Source organism: Mesorhizobium sp. P2_D6, assembly GCF_056404315.1.
Genome location: NZ_JBFUEG010000005.1, coordinates 368,118 through 385,750, shown reverse-complemented (window position 1 = coordinate 385,750; position 17,633 = coordinate 368,118). Strand labels below are relative to the sequence as shown.

General features: G+C 62.9%; 14 protein-coding genes. 9 read left to right on the top strand and 5 right to left on the bottom strand.

Annotation, left to right across the window (positions count from 1 at the left end):
- The first annotated feature begins 177 nt into the window (after positions 1 to 177).
- The 7 genes from AC1D1L_RS13935 (at position 178) to AC1D1L_RS13905 (ending at position 7,952) form a co-directional block, all read left to right on the top strand.
- On the top strand, positions 178 to 1,752 hold the full coding sequence (locus AC1D1L_RS13935; protein WP_352587969.1) for a trimethylamine methyltransferase family protein: 1,575 nt from the start codon (positions 178 to 180) through the stop codon (positions 1,750 to 1,752).
- Positions 1,753 to 1,841: 89 nt separating this feature from the next.
- A complete protein-coding gene (locus AC1D1L_RS13930; protein ID WP_477342056.1) occupies positions 1,842 to 2,528 on the top strand; it encodes a hypothetical protein in 687 nt (228 codons plus the stop codon).
- 105 nt (positions 2,529 to 2,633) lie between these two features.
- Positions 2,634 to 3,371 (top strand): dienelactone hydrolase family protein, encoded by a 738-nt coding sequence (locus tag AC1D1L_RS13925; protein ID WP_477342054.1) that lies wholly within the window; start codon positions 2,634 to 2,636, stop codon positions 3,369 to 3,371.
- A 95-nt stretch (positions 3,372 to 3,466) separates the two neighbouring features.
- Positions 3,467 to 4,645 carry a BaiN/RdsA family NAD(P)/FAD-dependent oxidoreductase gene (locus tag AC1D1L_RS13920; protein ID WP_477342052.1) on the top strand — a complete coding sequence of 393 codons (1,179 nt, stop codon included), beginning with the start codon at positions 3,467 to 3,469 and terminating at the stop codon, positions 4,643 to 4,645.
- A gap of 79 nt (positions 4,646 to 4,724) precedes the next feature.
- Positions 4,725 to 5,285: an RNA polymerase sigma factor gene (locus tag AC1D1L_RS13915; protein ID WP_477342050.1), complete on the top strand. Its 561-nt coding sequence runs from the start codon at positions 4,725 to 4,727 to the stop codon at positions 5,283 to 5,285.
- A gap of 2 nt (positions 5,286 to 5,287) precedes the next feature.
- Positions 5,288 to 7,426 (top strand): vWA domain-containing protein, encoded by a 2,139-nt coding sequence (locus AC1D1L_RS13910; protein WP_477342048.1) that lies wholly within the window; start codon positions 5,288 to 5,290, stop codon positions 7,424 to 7,426.
- Between the two features lie 334 nt (positions 7,427 to 7,760).
- The gene (locus AC1D1L_RS13905; protein ID WP_477307393.1) at positions 7,761 to 7,952 is read left to right on the top strand and encodes a hypothetical protein; all 192 of its coding nucleotides are present in this window, start codon (positions 7,761 to 7,763) and stop codon (positions 7,950 to 7,952) included.
- Between the two features lie 11 nt (positions 7,953 to 7,963).
- On the opposite strand, the gene bmt is transcribed toward AC1D1L_RS13905, so the two are convergent.
- Complete coding sequence (bmt, locus tag AC1D1L_RS13900) at positions 7,964 to 8,986, bottom strand: betaine--homocysteine S-methyltransferase (protein ID WP_477342046.1); 1,023 nt, start codon at positions 8,984 to 8,986, stop codon at positions 7,964 to 7,966.
- A gap of 112 nt (positions 8,987 to 9,098) precedes the next feature.
- Positions 9,099 to 9,956, bottom strand: a complete 858-nt coding sequence (locus tag AC1D1L_RS13895) for a helix-turn-helix domain-containing protein (protein ID WP_477342044.1) — start codon at positions 9,954 to 9,956, stop codon at positions 9,099 to 9,101.
- 229 nt (positions 9,957 to 10,185) lie between these two features.
- Here AC1D1L_RS13895 and AC1D1L_RS13890 point away from each other — a divergent pair, with 229 nt between their 5' ends.
- Both AC1D1L_RS13890 and AC1D1L_RS13885 read left to right on the top strand, forming a co-directional pair.
- Positions 10,186 to 11,196 carry a fatty acid desaturase gene (locus AC1D1L_RS13890; RefSeq protein WP_477342042.1) on the top strand — a complete coding sequence of 337 codons (1,011 nt, stop codon included), beginning with the start codon at positions 10,186 to 10,188 and terminating at the stop codon, positions 11,194 to 11,196.
- Positions 11,197 to 11,288: 92 nt separating this feature from the next.
- The gene (locus AC1D1L_RS13885; RefSeq protein ID WP_477342040.1) at positions 11,289 to 12,116 is read left to right on the top strand and encodes a phosphate/phosphite/phosphonate ABC transporter substrate-binding protein; all 828 of its coding nucleotides are present in this window, start codon (positions 11,289 to 11,291) and stop codon (positions 12,114 to 12,116) included.
- Here AC1D1L_RS13885 and AC1D1L_RS13880 read toward each other — a convergent pair.
- From AC1D1L_RS13880 to AC1D1L_RS13870, 3 genes are read right to left on the bottom strand one after another with little or no spacing between them, the layout of a single operon-like run.
- A complete protein-coding gene (locus AC1D1L_RS13880; protein WP_477342191.1) occupies positions 12,081 to 13,388 on the bottom strand; it encodes a M24 family metallopeptidase in 1,308 nt (435 codons plus the stop codon). The genes AC1D1L_RS13885 and AC1D1L_RS13880 overlap by 36 nt on opposite strands.
- 56 nt (positions 13,389 to 13,444) lie before the next feature.
- Positions 13,445 to 15,019, bottom strand: coding sequence for an ArnT family glycosyltransferase (locus tag AC1D1L_RS13875; protein ID WP_477342038.1), 1,575 nt, complete (start codon positions 15,017 to 15,019; stop codon positions 13,445 to 13,447).
- 43 nt (positions 15,020 to 15,062) lie between these two features.
- Entirely contained in the window at positions 15,063 to 17,633 is a 2,571-nt protein-coding gene (locus AC1D1L_RS13870) for a GcvT family protein (RefSeq protein ID WP_477342037.1), read from the bottom strand.

Genomic DNA, 17,633 nt, shown 5'->3' with positions numbered 1-17,633 from the left:
ATCCATAGCTGATTTGCGACTTCCCGCAAAAGGAAAGCGACCGCAAATCTATTGGAATTCTTGTCGATTTTGCGACAGGCGTTGGCGCTGGCGGGCCGTTTCGAATAGGGTGCATGGCTACGATCCGGGCGAGAAGCTGCGATATGCGGCCGCAAACGGTTTTTAGGGAAAACGATCATGAGTGAGAACGCGTCAGTCGACCAGGAAGCGTCCAATGCGCGACGCGGGCGTGCGGCCAGCGGCGGCGCGGCGGCAAGGCGCGCGGCGCGCTCCGGCGGCGGACCGGGCACGCAGCTCACCTACATCAAGCGCAAGATCAACATCTATGAGGTCCTCAACGAGGAAGGTCTGGCGATTATCGAAAACAACACCGATACGGTGCTGGAAGAGATCGGCATCATCTTTCGCGACGACGCCGAGGCGCTGCAGCTGTGGAAAGAGGCCGGCGCCGACGTCAAGGGCGAGCGCGTGCATTTTCCCAAGGGTCTCTGCCGTTCGCTGCTCAAGACCGCGCCGCCCATCTACACCCAGCATGCGCGCAACGCCGAGCGTTCGGTGCAGATCGGCGGCAACGCCACCGTCTTCGCGCCGGTCTACGGCCCGCCCTTCGTGCGCGATCTCGACGGCGTCAGGCGCTACGCGACGATCGAGGATTTCCAGAATTTCGTGAAGCTCGCCTACATGGCGCCATCCATCCACCATTCGGGCGGCACGGTGTGCGAGCCGGTCGACGTGCCGGTCAACAAGCGCCATCTCGACATGGTCTATTCGCACATAAAGTATTCCGACAAGCCGTTCATGGGTTCGGTGACGGCGCCGGAGCGGGCTGAAGACACGGTCGCCATGGCCAAGATCGTGTTCGGCGATGATTTCGTCGAAAACAACACCGTGCTGACCAGCCTGATCAACGCCAATTCGCCGATGGTGTTCGACGAAACCATGCTGGGCGCGCTGAAGGTCTATTCGCGCCACAACCAGGCTTGCATCGTCACGCCGTTCATCCTTGCCGGCGCGATGAGCCCGGTGACGGTCGCCGGCACGCTGACGCAGGTTCTGGCCGAGGTGCTGGCCGGCGCGTCGTTCACGCAGCTGATCCGTCCCGGTGCGCCGGTGCTGTTCGGCACCTTCGCCTCGTCGATCTCGATGCAGTCGGGTGCACCGACCTTCGGCACACCGGAACCGTCGCTGGTTTCCTATGGCGCCGCGCAGCTGGCGCGCCGGCTCGGCCTGCCGTTCCGCACCGGCGGTTCGCTCTGCGCGTCCAAGGTGCCGGACGCACAAGCCGCCTATGAAAGCGCCAACACGCTGAACTCGACCATTCTGGCCGGCACCAATTTCGTGCTGCATTCGGCCGGCTGGCTCGAAGGCGGACTGGCGTCCTGCTACGAAAAATTCATGATGGACATCGACCAGCTCGGCATGCAGCAGAAATTCGCCGAGGGCGTCGACCTGTCGGAAAATGGCCAGGCGATGGACGCCATCCGCCAGGTCGGCCCGGGCAGCCACTATCTCGGCTGCGACCACACGCAGGCGAATTTCCAGACCGCCTTCTACCGTTCCAGCATCGCCGACAACAATTCCTACGAGCAGTGGCTGGCCGAGGGCGAAAAGACCGCGCCTCAACGCGCCAACGAGCTCGCCCGCCGCTGGCTGGAAAGCTACGAGGCGCCTTATCTCGATCCGGGCATCGACGACGGGTTGAAGGACTACATCGCGACGAAGAAGGCGTCGATGGCTGACGCCTTCACTTGAAAGGAGCCCGAGTCAGGCGGGGCTAAAGTCGCCAACATCATCCACAAGGAAGTCTGGCGGAGCGCTTTCTCTGACCCGGACCAAAAGGGATGATTGTGCGCGGCACCGCTGACGAGATAGCGGCCGCGCTTTCCGCCAACGGCCTCATCCTGCGCGGCGGGTTCAACTTCGCGGCAGGCGAGGAGGTTCCCCTTGCCGTTTCAGGCGCAGCCGCCAAGTCAACCCTTCTGGTCGGACAGGCGGGTGCGGCACCCTGGTTGCATTTCCAGCGCTGGCGCGAACGGCAACCGGAGGTCATCGCCAACCCGCTCGACACATGGTCGCGCGAGGTGATCGGCGCGGTTGCGGAAAAATTTGGCGCGCGCGCGGTTTCGCCATCCGACAAGCCGTATTTCCCGTTCCAGCAATGGGCGATGCGGGCCGAAGGGCTGAAACCGTCGCCGCTCGGCATTCTCATGCATCCGAAATACGGGCTCTGGCACGCCTATCGCGGCGCGCTGCTGTTCGAGGATGCGATCGCGCTTCCGGAACCTCGCGAGGTGATTCACCTTTGCGACGCATGTGTCGAAAAACCTTGCCTGAAATCCTGTCCGGTCGATGCCTATTCCGTGGACGGCTTCGCCTATGAGGCGTGCCTGGCGCATGTGCGGGGAGCGAATGGCGAACCGTGTCGGGGCGGTGGCTGCCTCGACCGCAACGCTTGTCCGTATGGCACGGCCTATCGCTATCCCCCTGAGGTTCAGGGCTTTCACATGGCGAGCTTTGCCGGCCTCTAGCGGGTGTTAAACGCCCGCACAGAATGTTGAACGCAATTGTCAGGGAACAGCTTGCCCTGACAATGCCTGCGGATATGTATCGCACGACAGTCAACGGAGCGGGCCATGGCGAAGCAGGAGATTGAGATAAAGACCGAGGACGGCGTTGCGACAGCGGGGTTGTTCCGTCCGGCGGCCGCTTCCCCGGCCAAGGCCGGCATCATTCTCTACATGGACGCTTTCGGCCCGCGGCCGGCGCTCGACGCAATGGCGGAGCGGCTTGCAGGCGAGGGCTACGCGGTGCTGGTGCCGGATCTCTTCTATCGCAATGCGCCCTACGGGCCGTTCGATGCCAAGACCGCTTTCGTCGTGGAGGAGACCAAGGCCGCGCTGATGGCGTTGGTCCACGGCACGACGCAGGACATGACCATCCGCGACAGCGGCGCTTTTCTCGATGCGCTCGCCGCTGAAGGTGTCACCGGACCGATCGGCACGGTCGGCTACTGCATGGGCGGGGCGCGGGCGCTGAATGCCGCCGCCACCCATCCCGATCGCATCGTCGCGGCAGCCAGCTTCCATGGCGGCAATCTCGCCGGCGACAATGCCGACAGCCCGCACCGCAAGGCGGCCTCGATCAAGGCGCGCGTCTATGTCGGCGTTGCCGGTGTCGACCGCAGCTTTCCGCCGGAGCAGTCGGCGCGACTGGCCGAGGCGCTGCGCGTCGCGGAAGTCGACCACGCCATCGAAAACTATGCCGGCATGGCGCATGGCTGGTGCGTGTCGGACCACAGCGTCTTCAATGCCTTCGGCGCCGAGCGCCACTGGAAGCGATTGACGACGCTGTTTGCCGAGACGCTGGCCTGACTGTTGGTCTTGCCGGTTGCTTGCCTGACGCGCTAGAGGCAGAACCATTGGCGCGGCCGCCAGAATAGCGCCGGCCGAGCGGGAACGTTGGCCTGATGCAATCCTATGATGTCGTGGTGATCGGCGCGGGTGCGGCCGGAATGATGTGCGCCATCGAGGCTGGCAAGCGCGGTCGCTCGGTTCTGGTGCTCGATCACGCGGCAAAGCCCGGCGAGAAGATCCGCATCTCCGGCGGTGGCCGCTGCAATTTCACCAACATCCATACCAGCCCGAAGAATTTCATCTCGGGTAATCCGCATTTCTGCATCTCGGCGCTGAGCCGCTACACGCAGCGCGATTTCATCGCGCTCGTCGAACGCCATGGCATCGCCTATCACGAGAAGACGCTGGGACAGCTGTTTTGCGATGGCTCGGCGCAGCAGATCATCGGCATGCTGGTCGCGGAGATGCGGGACCGGGGCGTGGAATTGGCATTGTCGACCGAGGTCCGGGATGTCACCAGGACCGTGGAAGGGTTTGTGCTTTCGCTCACCAGTGGAACGGTCGCCTGCCAATCGCTGGTCGTTGCTTGTGGCGGCAAGTCGATCCCCAAGATGGGCGCGACGGGTTTCGGCTACGAGCTTGCGGCGCAGTTCAGCCTGGCGGTGGTGGAAACCCGCCCGGCTCTGGTGCCGCTGACCTTCGACGCCATGACGCTCGAGCGGCTGGCGCCTTTGGCCGGCAACGCCGTCGACGCTGACGTCTCTTGCGGCAAGACCCGGTTTTCGGAGGCGATGCTGTTTACCCATCGCGGCCTGAGCGGGCCTTCCATCCTGCAGATATCGTCCTATTGGCGCGAGGGCGACGAGATCCGCATCGCCATGCTGCCTGGAATGGATGTGGCCGAACTGCTTCGCGCCGCCCGGCGCGTCAATGGCAGGCAAGCGGTGCAGACGGTGCTGGCAAACCATCTGCCGAAGCGCCTGGCACAAGCGGTGGCGGAGCGCACCGGGATCGATGGCAATCTCGCTGATTTGACGGATGTTCAGATGAAAACCGTCGAAGCCGCCGTCAACGACTGGCACATCAAGCCTGCCGGTTCGGAGGGGTATCGCACCGCCGAAGTGACGCTTGGCGGCGTCGACACCAACGGGCTCGACCAGAAGACGATGCAGGCGAAATCCGTGCCGGGACTATTTTTCATCGGCGAAGTCGTCGATGTCACGGGCTGGCTTGGCGGCTACAATTTCCAGTGGGCGTGGTCGTCCGGTTGGGTGGCAGGACAAGCCGTCTAGTTTCAAAAAGCGCCTGCCTGAAAAAAATCTTTCCATAACCCCAAGGATTGGCCATTAGCCTTCGTCCAACAGGCAAATGATGGCGATGATGCTGGATGAGAGCGAAGCCTCCGACGCCGAATTGATCGGGCGGGCGAAGGGCGGAGACAGGGGTGCCTTCGGCAAATTGCTGGAGCGGCACTACGACTTCGTCTATCGCGCCGCCTATCGCTGGTGCGGAAAAAAGGCCGATGCCGAAGACATCGCCCAGGAAGTCTGTGTCCGTCTCGGCAAGGCGATCCGCGACTATCGCGGCGGCGGCGCGTTCACGACATGGCTCTATTCCGTGACGATGAACGCGGCGCGCGACATGATGCGCAAGACCTCGCGCGAGAACGTCAAGACCGAGGCCTACGGTGCCTACAGCATCATATCGGGCGAGGCCTCGGCCGAACCCGAAGATCCCACGGAGGCGCTCTGGGCAGCGGTGCGGCAATTGCCGGACAAGCAGCGCGATGCAGTACTTCTGGTCTATGGCGAAGGTTTGAGCCATGCGGCCGCCGCCGAGGCGATGGCAATCTCGGAGACGACGGTTTCCTGGCACATCCATGAAGCGAAGAAACGGCTGAAGACGTTGATGCGTTCAGCCGGGGAAGTGTGACCATGGTCGACGACAACGAACTCAACAGGCTGCGCGATGCAGCAGTACCGGCGCCGGGCGAGAGCGCGAAGGCACGCGCCTTCGAAGCCGCCATGCGCGCCTATGATCAGGAAAATATTTCTGCCGTCACCCAAGGATCGGTTGGCGGGCTTCGTCTCACAGAGCGAGCACAAAAGCTCTGGAGCGAGATCATGCAAAAGAAACTCATTGCCACGCCAGCCATTGCCGGGCTCGTCGCCCTGCCGATCGCCGGATACGCCACCTTCCACATGCTGAGGGAACAGCCGTCGCCGTTCGGAGGCGACGAGAAGATCACCGAAACCCTGGCCGACAAACCGGCAACCAATGCGCCGGCAAAAGACAAGCAGGCGCCCGAAGGCGACCTGAAGAAGGCCGATGCGGATGCCGAAGTGCGAAGCCGCGACGTCAACGACGCGCTTGTCGCGCCGACCGCGCCCCCGAAGACCGAAGCTGCGGCGAAGGTGAACGAAGCCGAGTACGGCACTTTGCAGACTAACCAGCAGGCGCCTGAGCCTGCGCCAAGCACCGAGGCCGCACCATCGGGTGGCAGAGTTACCATGGGATTTTCACCAGCTGCGCCAGCGGCAGATGGCGCACGGGCCAGCCGTGTCCAGGGGACGGCCGAATCCAAGCTAATGGCGCCGCAGCAGCCTTCGACGCTGCCGGCCGACCAGATTGCGCCGCAGGAGGAAAACCGCGACCGCGTCGAGGATTTCAAGACCAATCCGGTGCATGCAGCCCTTCAGGACCCGGTCTCGACCTTCTCGATCGACGTCGACACCGCCTCCTATTCCTTCGTGCGCGGCTCGCTGAAGCAGGGCTACCTGCCGCAGGCCGATACGGTGCGCGTCGAGGAGATGGTCAACTACTTCCCCTATGACTGGAAGGGTCCGGACTCCGCGTCGACGCCGTTCAACTCGACCGTCAGCGTCATGCCGACGCCGTGGAACGGGCACACCAAGCTGATGCACGTCGCCATCAAGGGTTTCGACATCAAGCCGGTCGAGCAGCCCAAGGCCAATCTGGTGTTCCTGATCGACGTCTCGGGTTCGATGGACGAGCCGGACAAGCTGCCGCTGCTCAAGTCGGCGTTCCGGCTGCTGGTCAGCAAGCTGAAGGCGGACGACACCATCTCGATCGTCACCTATGCCGGTGACGCGGGCACCGTGCTGATGCCGACCAAGGTCACCGAGAAGGACAAGATCCTCAATGCGATCGACAATCTGACGCCCGGCGGTTCGACGGCCGGCGAGGCGGGCATCAAGGAAGCTTACAAGCTTGCCCAGCAGTCCTTCGTCAAGGACGGCATCAACCGTGTGATGCTGGCCACAGACGGCGACTTCAATGTCGGCCAGACTGATGACGAGGATCTGAAGCGGTTGATCGAGCAGGAGCGCAAGACGGGCGTGTTCCTGTCGGTGTTCGGCTTCGGTCGCGGCAATCTGAACGACCAGATGATGCAGACCATCGCCCAGAACGGCAACGGCACCGCCGCCTATATCGACACGCTGGCCGAGGCCGAGAAGGTCCTGGTCGAGGATGCCTCCTCGACGCTGTTCACCATCGCCAAGGACGTCAAGATCCAGGTCGAGTTCAACCCGAACAAGGTCTCGGAATACCGGCTGATCGGCTACGAGACCCGCGCCTTGAACCGCGAGGATTTCAACAACGATCGCGTCGATGCCGGCGATATCGGCTCGGGCCATTCGGTCACCGCGATCTACGAGATCACGCCGAAGGGCAGTGGCGGTGAGACGATGGATCCGCTGCGCTACGGCCAGGCCACCGTCAACAATGGCGGCGTCGCCAATGCCGACGAATATGCCTTCGTGAAGATCCGCTACAAGCTGCCGAACGAAGACGTCTCGAAGCTGATCACCACGCCGGTGACCTCGGCCAACGAGGTCGAGTCCTTCGACCAGGCCAGCACCGACCAGCGTTTCTCCGTCGCTGTCGCCGCCTTCGGCCAGAAGCTGCGCGACGAGGATGCGACCGCGAAGTTCGGCTACGACAAGATCATGGAGATTGCCACCGCCGCCCGAGGAGCCGACCCGTTTGGGTACAGGTCCGAGTTCCTTTCGCTTGTGCGCCTTGCCTCGGTGCTGGGCGGTAACCGGTAGTGGCAATACAGCCGGTTCCTTTCAGACGGGGTCGTTCTGATACGGAGGTACCGGCTACGGGCGGGTGAGGCCGGCCGGCGAGGATCTTTCCTTGCCGGCCTTTTTTCGGGCCTGGTGGTATTTGGGTGAGAATCTCGAACAAAGGGTGATGTGCCGGATCGTTAAATTGTGCGGCAATTCCGGAACCGGATCGCAATTTCCTCTTGTTACGAAGAGCTAATACAGGGCTTTGGGGGCCGAATTGCAGATCAGATACATTGCGACTTCGATGCCGGCGGCAAGGGACGTTCAGTCGACCGCTTCGCAGGCGCCTTCGGCGGAATCTCGGCGCATCATGAATGATGTGGCCGCGGCCAGGACCACGGCGATGTCGGCGCTGAACAACGACCGCTTCCGCGTCATGCTGGAGCAGATCGGCAATCCGGAGTCATCGGGTGACTTGGTGACGACGATGAGCGGAAACGCCGACAGCACCGTCGTGGATTTCAAGACGGCGCTATCGCGTTACGCTGAAAACAGCGAGTAACCTGACCGATATCAGGCCCGGCTGCGACGGCGCTCGCGGCGGGCTTCGCTGGTCTCGGCGGTGTTTTCCGTCGCCACCTTGTTACGCATCGGACCGATGCGTTCGACGATCGCCGCGACAGTCGGGCGTTCAGCTTTGGTGTGCGCGTCGAGTGCCTTGCGCATCGCGGCAAGGTGCTGGAACGAGGTGCCGCAGCAGCCGCCGACGATCTTGGCGCCGGCATCGACCGCCAGCCTGACATAGTCTGCCATCAGTTCCGGCGTGCCGGAATAATGGATCTCGGTGCCGCGGAATTCCGGAATGCCGCAATTGCCCTTGACGATTACCGTTGCTTCCGGCTTCGCCTCGGTCATGTCGAGCAGCGATGCCAGGATGTCGGAGGCGCCGACACCGCAATTGGCGCCGACGCCGAGCGGGTTTTGCGAAAGCCCGTCGACGACGCCATGGATGTCCCTGGGCAACAGACCCATCATGGTGCGGCCGGCGGTGTCGAACGACCCGGTATAGGTGTAGGGCAGGCCGACGCGGATGGCGGCTTCGGCGGCGGCGCGGATCTCGTCCGGCGCCGACATGGTCTCGATCCAGGCGACTTCGGCGCCGCCTTCCTTCAAACCCTCGATCTGTTCGGCGAAGGCCTCGACCGCTTCGTCATAGGTCATGGCGCCGAGCGGCACCAGCAACTCGCCGGTCGGGCCGACCGAGCCGGCGACGATGACCTTCCTGCCGGCCTTGTCGGCGACACCACGGGCGATCTCGGCGGCGCGCTTGTTCAGCGCATGCACGCGATCCTGCGCGTGGTGCAGCTTCAGCCGGTGGCGGGTGCCGCCGAAAGAGTTGGTAAGAATGATGTCGGCGCCGGCATCGACGAAATTCTGGTGCAGGCTGGTGATGGTGTCAGGCGCTGTCTCGTTGAGCAGCTCGGGCGCTTCGCCGGCCTCCAGACCCATGGCGAACAGATTGGTGCCGGTGGCGCCGTCGGCGAGCAGCACACCCTTTTCGGCCAGCAATGCGTCGATAGGATTGGTTGCGGTCATCGGATCGGCTTTCAGATTTTCGAATGGAATAAGGATATAAAGAAGTCTTTATGTCCAGTCAATGTGTTTGCGGGCCGCGGCCGCGCTGCGAACCTTTCCGGGGCGTTGACGATCAGGCAGAACCCGACGGGAACCACGCGCCGGCCAGATTGCGCGCGAAGGCGGCTGCTTCGTGCGGGTTGACGTCGGCGGCGCGGATCAGATTGTCGAAATGCCGGGTCAGCGCCTGCACCGGCTGGGTGGCATTCAGCACCACATACATGTCGCCGACATAGATGGCGGCGCGGTAGGGACCGAAGATGGTCAGCGGGATCGAGTAGCGCATGCGGCCGTCATAGAGAAACAGGCGGAAGGTCGGGTAGAGATCATCAAGCAGCGTCGCCATATGGGCGAGCTGCTGCCGCCGGTCTGCCTCGGGAAAACGATCCCAGACGCCGAGGCCGCGGGCAAAAATCTCCAGCGTGTGGCGCGGCATGCAGACCTCCATGTCGGTCTCCGGGCGCCTGTTGTACTCGATGCGGTACTGGGTCTCGCTGGCCTGCGCCAGACGGCTTCGGTTGGTGATGTTGGCTTCGTAGTCGACCAGCTGGTGTGTGCGCAGGAGGTCGGGAATGCCGGCCGGGACATAGCGGATCTTGGTGCCCGCGGCTTCCGCAAACCATTTGGCCAAGAGCGTGCGGTCGAAACCGTCGGGCGCCTCCTCGATCTCCAGGCTTTCGCGGATTTCGCCGGTGACGCCTTCGTCCTGGCTGAGCCCAAGCAGCCAATCCAGAGACACTTTGAATTCGGCGGCGATGTTGAGCAGCGTCTCGGCGCGCGGCAGCCGCGTCGAAGCGCCGGACATCAGTTGCGACAGCGCCGACCGATCGATGCCGACTGCTGATGCGAAGGCCGACTGGTTGAGGTCGGATCGTGTCAGGAGCAGCTTCAGACGCTCCCGAAAGATGGCTGACAGGTCCCGTTTGTCCACTGTTCGTTCCCTAGGCTATTTGAGGAAAAATTTGCGCCAGAGCCGTCGAATCAGGGCTTCAGGCGTAAATGAATCCCTAGGTCGTTTACAATGTATAACATATGCGGTCAAAAATGCGCAATCGCAACATTTTGTACACTTTGTCTCGTTGAGTGGAATCGCTTCTCCTGACACTATGCTGTCAGGAGCCAATTGGGGTTCCGGCGACTGAAGGACAGTGGTCGATAGCATGGCAGGCAAGAGCATCAAGCGACGCAACGCAGCGGCCATCGAATGGCCGACCGTGGTCCTCGCTTTCTTCTGTTACGGAACATGGCTTGCTGTCGGTCTGCTGTTCTGGCCCTCTTATCCGATCCTGGCTCTCATTCTCCTCGGCTTCATCCTGGCCCTGCAGTCGTCAATCATGCACGAAGTGCTGCATGGCCATCCGACGCGCAGCGCGCTGATCAATGAAGCCTTCGTCTTCCTGCCGATCGGCCTGGTCTGGCCGTTCCGTCGCTTCAAGACGCTTCACTTGCGCCACCACGCCGACGAGCGACTGACCGATCCGCTCGACGATCCCGAGAGCTATTACCAGGCGCTGTGGATGCATGACGATCTGCCGGCGACGATGAAATTCCTGCTCAAGATCAACAACACCATGGTCGGCCGTTTCTTTCTCGGCCCCTGGCTGTCCTGCATCGGTTTCTTCATCGACGACGCCAAGCATATGATTGCCGGCGACAAGGTGATCCGCAAAGCCTGGTTGTTGCATGCTATCGGCCTTGCCATCGTGCTGCCGGTCGTGCAGTTCGGCTTCGGCATCCCCGTATGGCTCTACATTCTGGTGCCGGTCTGGCTCGGCCAGTCGCTGATCGCTGTCCGCACCTTCGCCGAGCATCAGTGGTCCGAGCATCCTGAGGGACGCACGGTGATCATCGAGCGCTCGCCGCTGTCGTTCCTTTTCCTCAACAACAATCTGCACTTCGTCCATCACAAGACCCCGACGGTGGCCTGGTACAAGCTGCCGAAGCTGTTTCGTGACCGCCGCGACGAGTGGCTGCGGATGAACAATGGCTATGCCTACCCGAATTATTTTGCGCTGATCAAAGCCTACGCCTTCAAGGCCAAGGAGCCGATCGTTCACCCGGTGCTGCGCCGCCAGGCCGAGCCGGGCAGGGCGTTCAAGCCGCGCGTCAGGGCGCGCAGTATTAGCGGGCTCGGCAGCGCGCCGGTTCCCGCCGAGCCGCCCAAGGAATAATTTCGGGGCATCCCAGGCCCCGTGTCGGGCAATTCTGATTGGACGCCGCGTTTTTGCGATCCTTTCCTGAGACATGATGATTGAGTGTCGGCATGAGTGACTTGGTTGCGGCTTTGCCGATGTATGACTGGCCCGAAGTGCGCGACGAGGTCGACGCGCAATGGGCCGGGTTGCGCAAGGCTTTTCGGCACAAGGGCATCGATGCGCCGCAGGCTATCGTGCGCCGCAATGGTGACCTGCCGCAGGTGCCGGGCGGCATCCACGACGCCGAGGGCAGACTGATCGCGCCCGATCCGGTAACGCTGCCGCCGAACGAACTCGACCATCACCAGCTCTGGCTGCATCCGGCGCTGCTGTTCGCGCAGACCTGCTGGGGGCCGATGGAGCTGGGCCTGTCCAAACAGGTGCAGGTGGTCGGACAGCCGAGCTACGACGCTTACGAGGGCGGTCAGGGCGAACTCTATTCGAGCGCGCTGGTGATGCGGACAGGCGAGGGGCCACAGGTTCGGTCGCCTGCGGACGGCAAAGCCTTGCTGCCGCTCGATCTCATGCGTGGCAAGCGCTTCACCTTCAACAGTCGCGATTCGATGTCGGGCGTCATTGCGATGACGCGAGACCTGGACGCGGCCGGCGAAAGTCTCGATATCTTTTCGTCGCGCAGCGAGAGTGGCGGCCATCGCGGTTCGATCGTCGCGGTTGCCGAGGGCAAGGCGGATATCGCCGCGATCGACTGTGAGAGCTGGGCGCTGGCGCAGCGTTTCGAGTCTGCCGTCCAAAAGGTGGCGGTCGTCGGTTGGACGGCAAGGCGCAAAGGCCTGCCATACATCACTGCCAGGATGACGCCGGAAAAAACAGTCAGGGCGCTGCGCGAAGCCCTGGCCGGTCTAGCCGAGCAGCCTCGCATCCAACGGGTAGGTTGAAAGCTGCTCGTTGCCGGTCGCGGTGATCAGGATCTGCTCCTCGATCTTGACGCCCTCATGGCCGCCAAGCCTGCCGATATAGCTTTCCACGCACAGCACCATGCCCGGCTCCAGCACGCCGTCGGGCGTGCCCGGCGTCCAGTCGCTGGCATGCGGCAGGGTCGGGTATTCGTCGGCCAGACCAACGCCGTGATAGAGCACGCCGTATCGGGTCGGGAAGCAATCTCCAGGAGGCACTACGGAGCGTTCGACCAGGTCACGGAAGGAGATGCCGGGCTGCATCAGTTGCGTGTTGTGGGCGATCTGGTCGGCGGCGATGCGGAAGAGGTCACGCTGCTCGTTCGACGGCCTTTCGTCGCCGCAAAGTAAGGTGCGTGAGAGATCGGCGCAGAAGCCGTAGGGGCCGATCAGGTCGGTGTCGAAGGCGACGAGGTCACCTGCTTCGATGACGCGTGACGAGCATTCCTGGAACCATGGATTGGTGCGCGGCCCCGACGCGAGCAGCCGGGTTTCGATCCATTCGCCGCCGCGCGCAATGTTGCCGCGATGCAGCTCGGCCCAGAGTTCGTTTTCGGAAATGCCCGGCTTCAGCGCCGCTTCCATCTCGCCCATCGCCGCCTCGCACGCGACGATGGCGCGGCGCATGGCGAGGATCTCGTCAGGCGACTTGATCAGCCGCGCGTTTTCCATCACCGCTTCGCCATTGCCAATGGCAATACCAAGCCGAGCGAGTTCCTCGACGCCTTCCGGGTTGATGTGGTCGACGGCGATGCGGCTGTTGCCGCCGCCATGTTCCCTGACCAGATCGGCGATGCCGGCGGCCCAGCGTCGGACCTTCTGTTCGGTCAACTCGCCGCCATAGAGATACATCCACGACACTGCCGGTCGCACCTCGTCGACGACGCCGGAATGGTCGGAGAGATGCTCACAGGAGAAATAGTCGAACAGCACCACCGGTCCCTCAGTGGCGACGAAGCAGTGGCGGGTCGGATTGTGCGCCACCCACAGCTGCATGTTGGTCGAATCGGTGGCGTAGCGGATGTTGACGGGGTCGTAGAGCAGGGCGCCGGCATAGCCGCGGCGCTTCAGCTCAGCGCGGATGCGCTCGAGCCGGTATTTGCGCATCGCGGGCAGGTCGGGTGCTGCGATGCCTGCCGCTTGCCATTCGGACTCAGCCAGCGCGCCATAGCCCAGCACGTGCTGGTTGAGCGAAGCCGCCTTCTGGCGCGAGGCGTCGCGCAAAGCCTCGACCGAGCCCGGCTCGAACGGCATGATCTTGCGGTGACGACCGAACCCTTGCTTCTCCACCCGACGCCTCCCTGCCGATGCTATTGTGGTGTTGCGCCTGCCGCGGCCGCCACCTTCTTCAACCGCGTGACGGTTACAGTGCGGGTGGGCGGGTCGCTGCCGAACAGCATGGGCACGGCCAGCTGCTGCGGCGGTCCATCCGCTGCGTAGCCGGCCTGATCCAGCAATTTGAGGATAGTTTCGACCCCCACCCTGTCGTCTGCCGTGACGAACACCGCCGGCTCTTTCAGCAATTGGCCGAAGTCCGGCAATTCTCCATCGAGGACGACGAGATCGGGGTCGACCAGACGCAGATTTCCCAACCAGTGCCAACTCGATACGGTGGTGCGGATCGGTCCGTTTGCCGTCAACTGGCTGTAGAGCGAATTGTAGTCCACACGCACGATGCTGCCGCGGCTGTCGCCGCCATAAAGGTGCTCGTACCAGGTCAAGGGCAGCACAAGGATGGCAAGCGTTGCGCCGACAAAGACGATGATCTCCTGCCACTTCCGGCCCCTGTCGCCCCTGGCGTCCATGCGAAGGGCGAGTGCGACGGGCAGCAGCACAAGGATGGGAAGCATCCAGCGATCGCGAAATTGCGTCGCGCCGCTCGTCAGGACGAGCACGACCGTCATACCAAGCGCAAAGGCGATCGTGCGCAACACCAGTTTCTCGGTCCATGGCGCCGGTTGCCGGGCCGGCGCCGGCCTGTTCCTGCCGATGAGAAAAGCGGCCGCGAATATCCCGGCCGGCAACAGTGCGAAATTCAGCATCGCCTTGCCCAACCCCCACACTCCGGAGAACGCGTTCAGGATTACGCCGCTTTCCCTGGCCATGCCGAAACCGCCGGCGTGCGACAGCACCTGGTCGGTGTGCGTCAGGCTCCAGTAGAGTGTCGGCAGGCAAAGCAGCACAGCCACCGCCACGCTGATCAAAAACTGGCGGTTGAGGATAACGCCGCGTGTTTCGCGCAGCGACAGGGTGGACAGCACCAGCGCGGCGAGAAAAATCACGTTGTTGTATTTCGACAGGAGCGCGGCTGCGATGGCCACGCCGAACAATACGTAGGCGGTCAGCGATCGCCGCTGCACCAGTTCGACGAGCGCAAGAAACAGCACCACTGAAAAACAGAAGGCGGCAATCGAGTGGGTGAGGGCATGCTGCATCTCCCACACCATCTGCGGAAACAACAACAGGCCGAGCATGGCGGCGGCGCCGGCCCGGCTGGAATAGCCGAGACGGCGGACAGCGATGAAAGCCGACGCCAGCGCCACGCCGATCAGAAGATACTTCACGATCTTGAGCGCGAGTATATTCGTCCCGACCACGCCGGCGACGAGGCGGGCAAGCCACGTATAGAGAGGCGGCTGCGAGCCGCCATAGCCGGCCCAGAGGTAATGCATGTACATCAGCTGTTCGGAATCGTCGACGCCGACGCCGGTTCCAACGATGTGGGACAACAGCGCCATCACCACGATCTGGACAAGGCAATAGACCGCGAGACAGACCAGCGCGGCGTTGAAGGGACCGACCTTGCCTTCGCACAGCCAGTCCGTCCATTTCTCTAGATACTGCAAGGGGATCGTCTTCTCATCGAGGGAAAAGGCTGCGGCCACCGCCGATGGCCCCTTACACGATCTCACACACGCTGTCGCCTTTTTAGGTCCGCATCTTCTCGCCGCTGGGGTCGAAGGGCGCCTCGACATTGATGCGGGCGGAACGCCGATGGCCGAGGATCTCGATCTCGAACAGGCCAGCACTTTCGTCCTCGGCAAGCGCAGCCGGCACATAGCCTTGCGCCATCGATTTCTGCACGGAATGCGCATAGCCGCCCGAGGTGACCCAGCCGACCACCCGCCAGTCGCCATCGACGATGCCGCGCACGGCCGAAGCCCCTTCCGCCGCTTTCGAGCCGCGGACTTCCTTGCCCGCTGTGTCGAAGCGCCGCGCGCCGTAACCATGCGGCTTTTCAACCGTGCCGTAGTCCTTGCTGACCTTGGCCCAGATCGGCTCGTCGCCCATCACATCCGCATCGGTCGCATCGACGATGAACGAGACGCGGCGCAGCTTCGGCCCTTCCGCCTGTTCCTTGGCGGCGGCCTCGCGGCCGATGAAGTCGTTCTTCTCGAGCTTGATGAAGCGGTCCATCGAGCCTTCGAACGGTCCGTAGATCGGGCGCAGCTCGCGGAACCAGGTCGGGAAGTTCTTTTCCAGGCGCATGGAGAGCAAAGCGCGCATGCCGAAATCGACCAGGCCGAACTCCTCGCCGGCGTCCTTGATGGCCTTGTAGACCAGACGCTGATAGGCGGGCGCCATCCAGATCTCATAGCCGAGATCGCCGGTATAGGTGATGCGGTTGACCATGCAGGGCGCGCCGCCGACCGCCATTTCGCGGAAGTCCATGAAGCGGAAGGCCTTGGTCGAGATGTCGACATCGACCAGCTTCTGCAAGAGGTCGCGCGATTTCGGCCCGGCGATCGAAAGACCCACCAACGTCTGGTCGAAGCGGTGGATGCGCACCGAACCGTCCTTCGGCAGGTGCTTCTCAAACCAGCGCATGTGGTATTTCTGCGCGGCCGACGAACCCCAGATCATGAAGCGGTCTTCACCGGCCTTGGCGATGGTGAAGTCGCCGATCAGCTTGCCGAATTCGTTGATCATCGGCGTCAGCACGATGCGACCGATCTTCGGCATGCGGTTGGTCATCAGGCGGTTGAGGAAATCCTCCGCCGCAGGTCCCGACACTTCGTATTTGGCGAAGTTGGCAATCTCGGTGACGCCGACCTTTTCGCGCGTGGCGCGGACTTCCTCGCCGATCGGCCCGAAATCGTTGGAGCGGTGGAAGGAGACGATATCCCTAGGTTCCTTGCCCTTGGGCGCGAACCACAGCGGCGTTTCCAGGCCCCAGCTGTCGCCCATGACGGCGTTGTTGGCGAGCATGGTGTCGTAGAGCGGCGTCGTCTGCGCCGGGCGCGCGGCCGGCAGTTCCTCGTTGGGGAAGCGGATGGAGAAGCGGCGCGAGTAGTTTTCGCGCACCTTGGCGTTGGTGTAGCGCAGACCGGCCCACTCGCCGAAGCGGGCGACATCCATGCCCCAGACGTCGAAACCGGGATCGCCATGCACCATCCAGTTGGACAGAGCGAGGCCGACGCCGCCGCCCTGGCTGAAGCCGGCCATAACCGCGCAGGCGCACCAGAAATTGGTCAGGCCCTGCACCGGGCCGACCAGCGGGTTGCCGTCGAGCGCGAAAGTGAAGGGGCCGTTGATGATCTGCTTGATGCCGGCCTTCTCGATGCCGGGGAAATGCTTGAAGCCGATTTCCAGCGACGGCGCGATGCGGTCGAGATCCGGCGGCAGCAGTTCGTGGCCGAAATCCCACGGCGTGTTGACCGGCGACCATGGCTTGCAGGCCTTTTCATAGGTACCGAGCAGGATGCCGTTGCGCTCCTGGCGGGTGTAGATCTCGCCCTTGAAGTCGAGCACGCCGATCATTTCGCGGCCGGTCGACTTGTTGAATTCCTCGACCTCCGGCATCGGCTCGGTGAGCAGATACATGTGCTCCATCGCCAGCACCGGCAGTTCGACGCCGACCATGCGGCCGATCTCGCGCGCCCACAGGCCGCCGCAATTGACGACATGCTCGGCGTGGACCGTGCCTTGTTCGGTAACGACATTCCAGGTGCCGTCGGGCTGCTGCGTGAGATCGACAACGCGGTTGCGCAGCACGATTTCGGCGCCGAGTTTCTTGGCTGCCTTGGAGTAGGCAATGGTGGTGCCGGAGGGGTCGAGATGGCCTTCGACCGGGTCCCACATGGCGCCGACGAAATTGGTCTCGTCCATCAGCGGGAACATCGCCTTGGCTTCGGACGGCGTGATGAGTTCGGTGTCCATGCCGAGATAGCGGCCCTTGGCGTGGGCAAGGCGCAGGAAGTCCATGCGTTCGGGCGTATCGGCCATCATCACGCCGCCGGTCAAATGCAGCGAGCAGGACTGGCCGGAGATCTCCTCGATCTCCTTGTAGAGCTGCACAGTGTAGGCCTGCAGCTTGGCGACGTTGGGGTCGCCGTTCAGCGTGTGGAAGCCGCCCGCAGCGTGCCAGGACGAGCCGGAGGTCAGCTCCGAGCGCTCGATCAGCATGATGTCGGTCCAGCCGGCCTTGGCCAGATGGTAGAGAACCGAGCAGCCGACGACGCCGCCGCCAATGACAACCGCTTTGACGTGAGATTTCAT

What these genes read in the sequence shown, in the direction of transcription:
- AC1D1L_RS13935 (WP_352587969.1), top strand. Translation starts at nt 178, where the DNA reads ATGAGTGAGAACGCGTCAGTCGACCAGGAAGCGTCCAATGCGCGACGC.
- AC1D1L_RS13920 (WP_477342052.1), top strand. Translation starts at nt 3,467, where the DNA reads ATGCAATCCTATGATGTCGTGGTGATCGGCGCGGGTGCGGCCGGAATG.
- AC1D1L_RS13905 (WP_477307393.1), top strand. Translation starts at nt 7,761, where the DNA reads ATGAATGATGTGGCCGCGGCCAGGACCACGGCGATGTCGGCGCTGAAC.
- AC1D1L_RS13870 (WP_477342037.1), bottom strand. Translation starts at nt 17,633, where the DNA reads ATGAAATCTCACGTCAAAGCGGTTGTCATTGGCGGCGGCGTCGTCGGC.
- AC1D1L_RS13880 (WP_477342191.1), bottom strand. Translation starts at nt 13,388, where the DNA reads ATGCCGTTCGAGCCGGGCTCGGTCGAGGCTTTGCGCGACGCCTCGCGC.
- AC1D1L_RS13925 (WP_477342054.1), top strand. Translation starts at nt 2,634, where the DNA reads ATGGCGAAGCAGGAGATTGAGATAAAGACCGAGGACGGCGTTGCGACA.
- AC1D1L_RS13890 (WP_477342042.1), top strand. Translation starts at nt 10,186, where the DNA reads ATGGCAGGCAAGAGCATCAAGCGACGCAACGCAGCGGCCATCGAATGG.
- AC1D1L_RS13885 (WP_477342040.1), top strand. Translation starts at nt 11,289, where the DNA reads ATGAGTGACTTGGTTGCGGCTTTGCCGATGTATGACTGGCCCGAAGTG.
- AC1D1L_RS13915 (WP_477342050.1), top strand. Translation starts at nt 4,725, where the DNA reads ATGGCGATGATGCTGGATGAGAGCGAAGCCTCCGACGCCGAATTGATC.
- AC1D1L_RS13910 (WP_477342048.1), top strand. Translation starts at nt 5,288, where the DNA reads ATGGTCGACGACAACGAACTCAACAGGCTGCGCGATGCAGCAGTACCG.
- bmt (WP_477342046.1), bottom strand. Translation starts at nt 8,986, where the DNA reads ATGACCGCAACCAATCCTATCGACGCATTGCTGGCCGAAAAGGGTGTG.
- AC1D1L_RS13930 (WP_477342056.1), top strand. Translation starts at nt 1,842, where the DNA reads ATGATTGTGCGCGGCACCGCTGACGAGATAGCGGCCGCGCTTTCCGCC.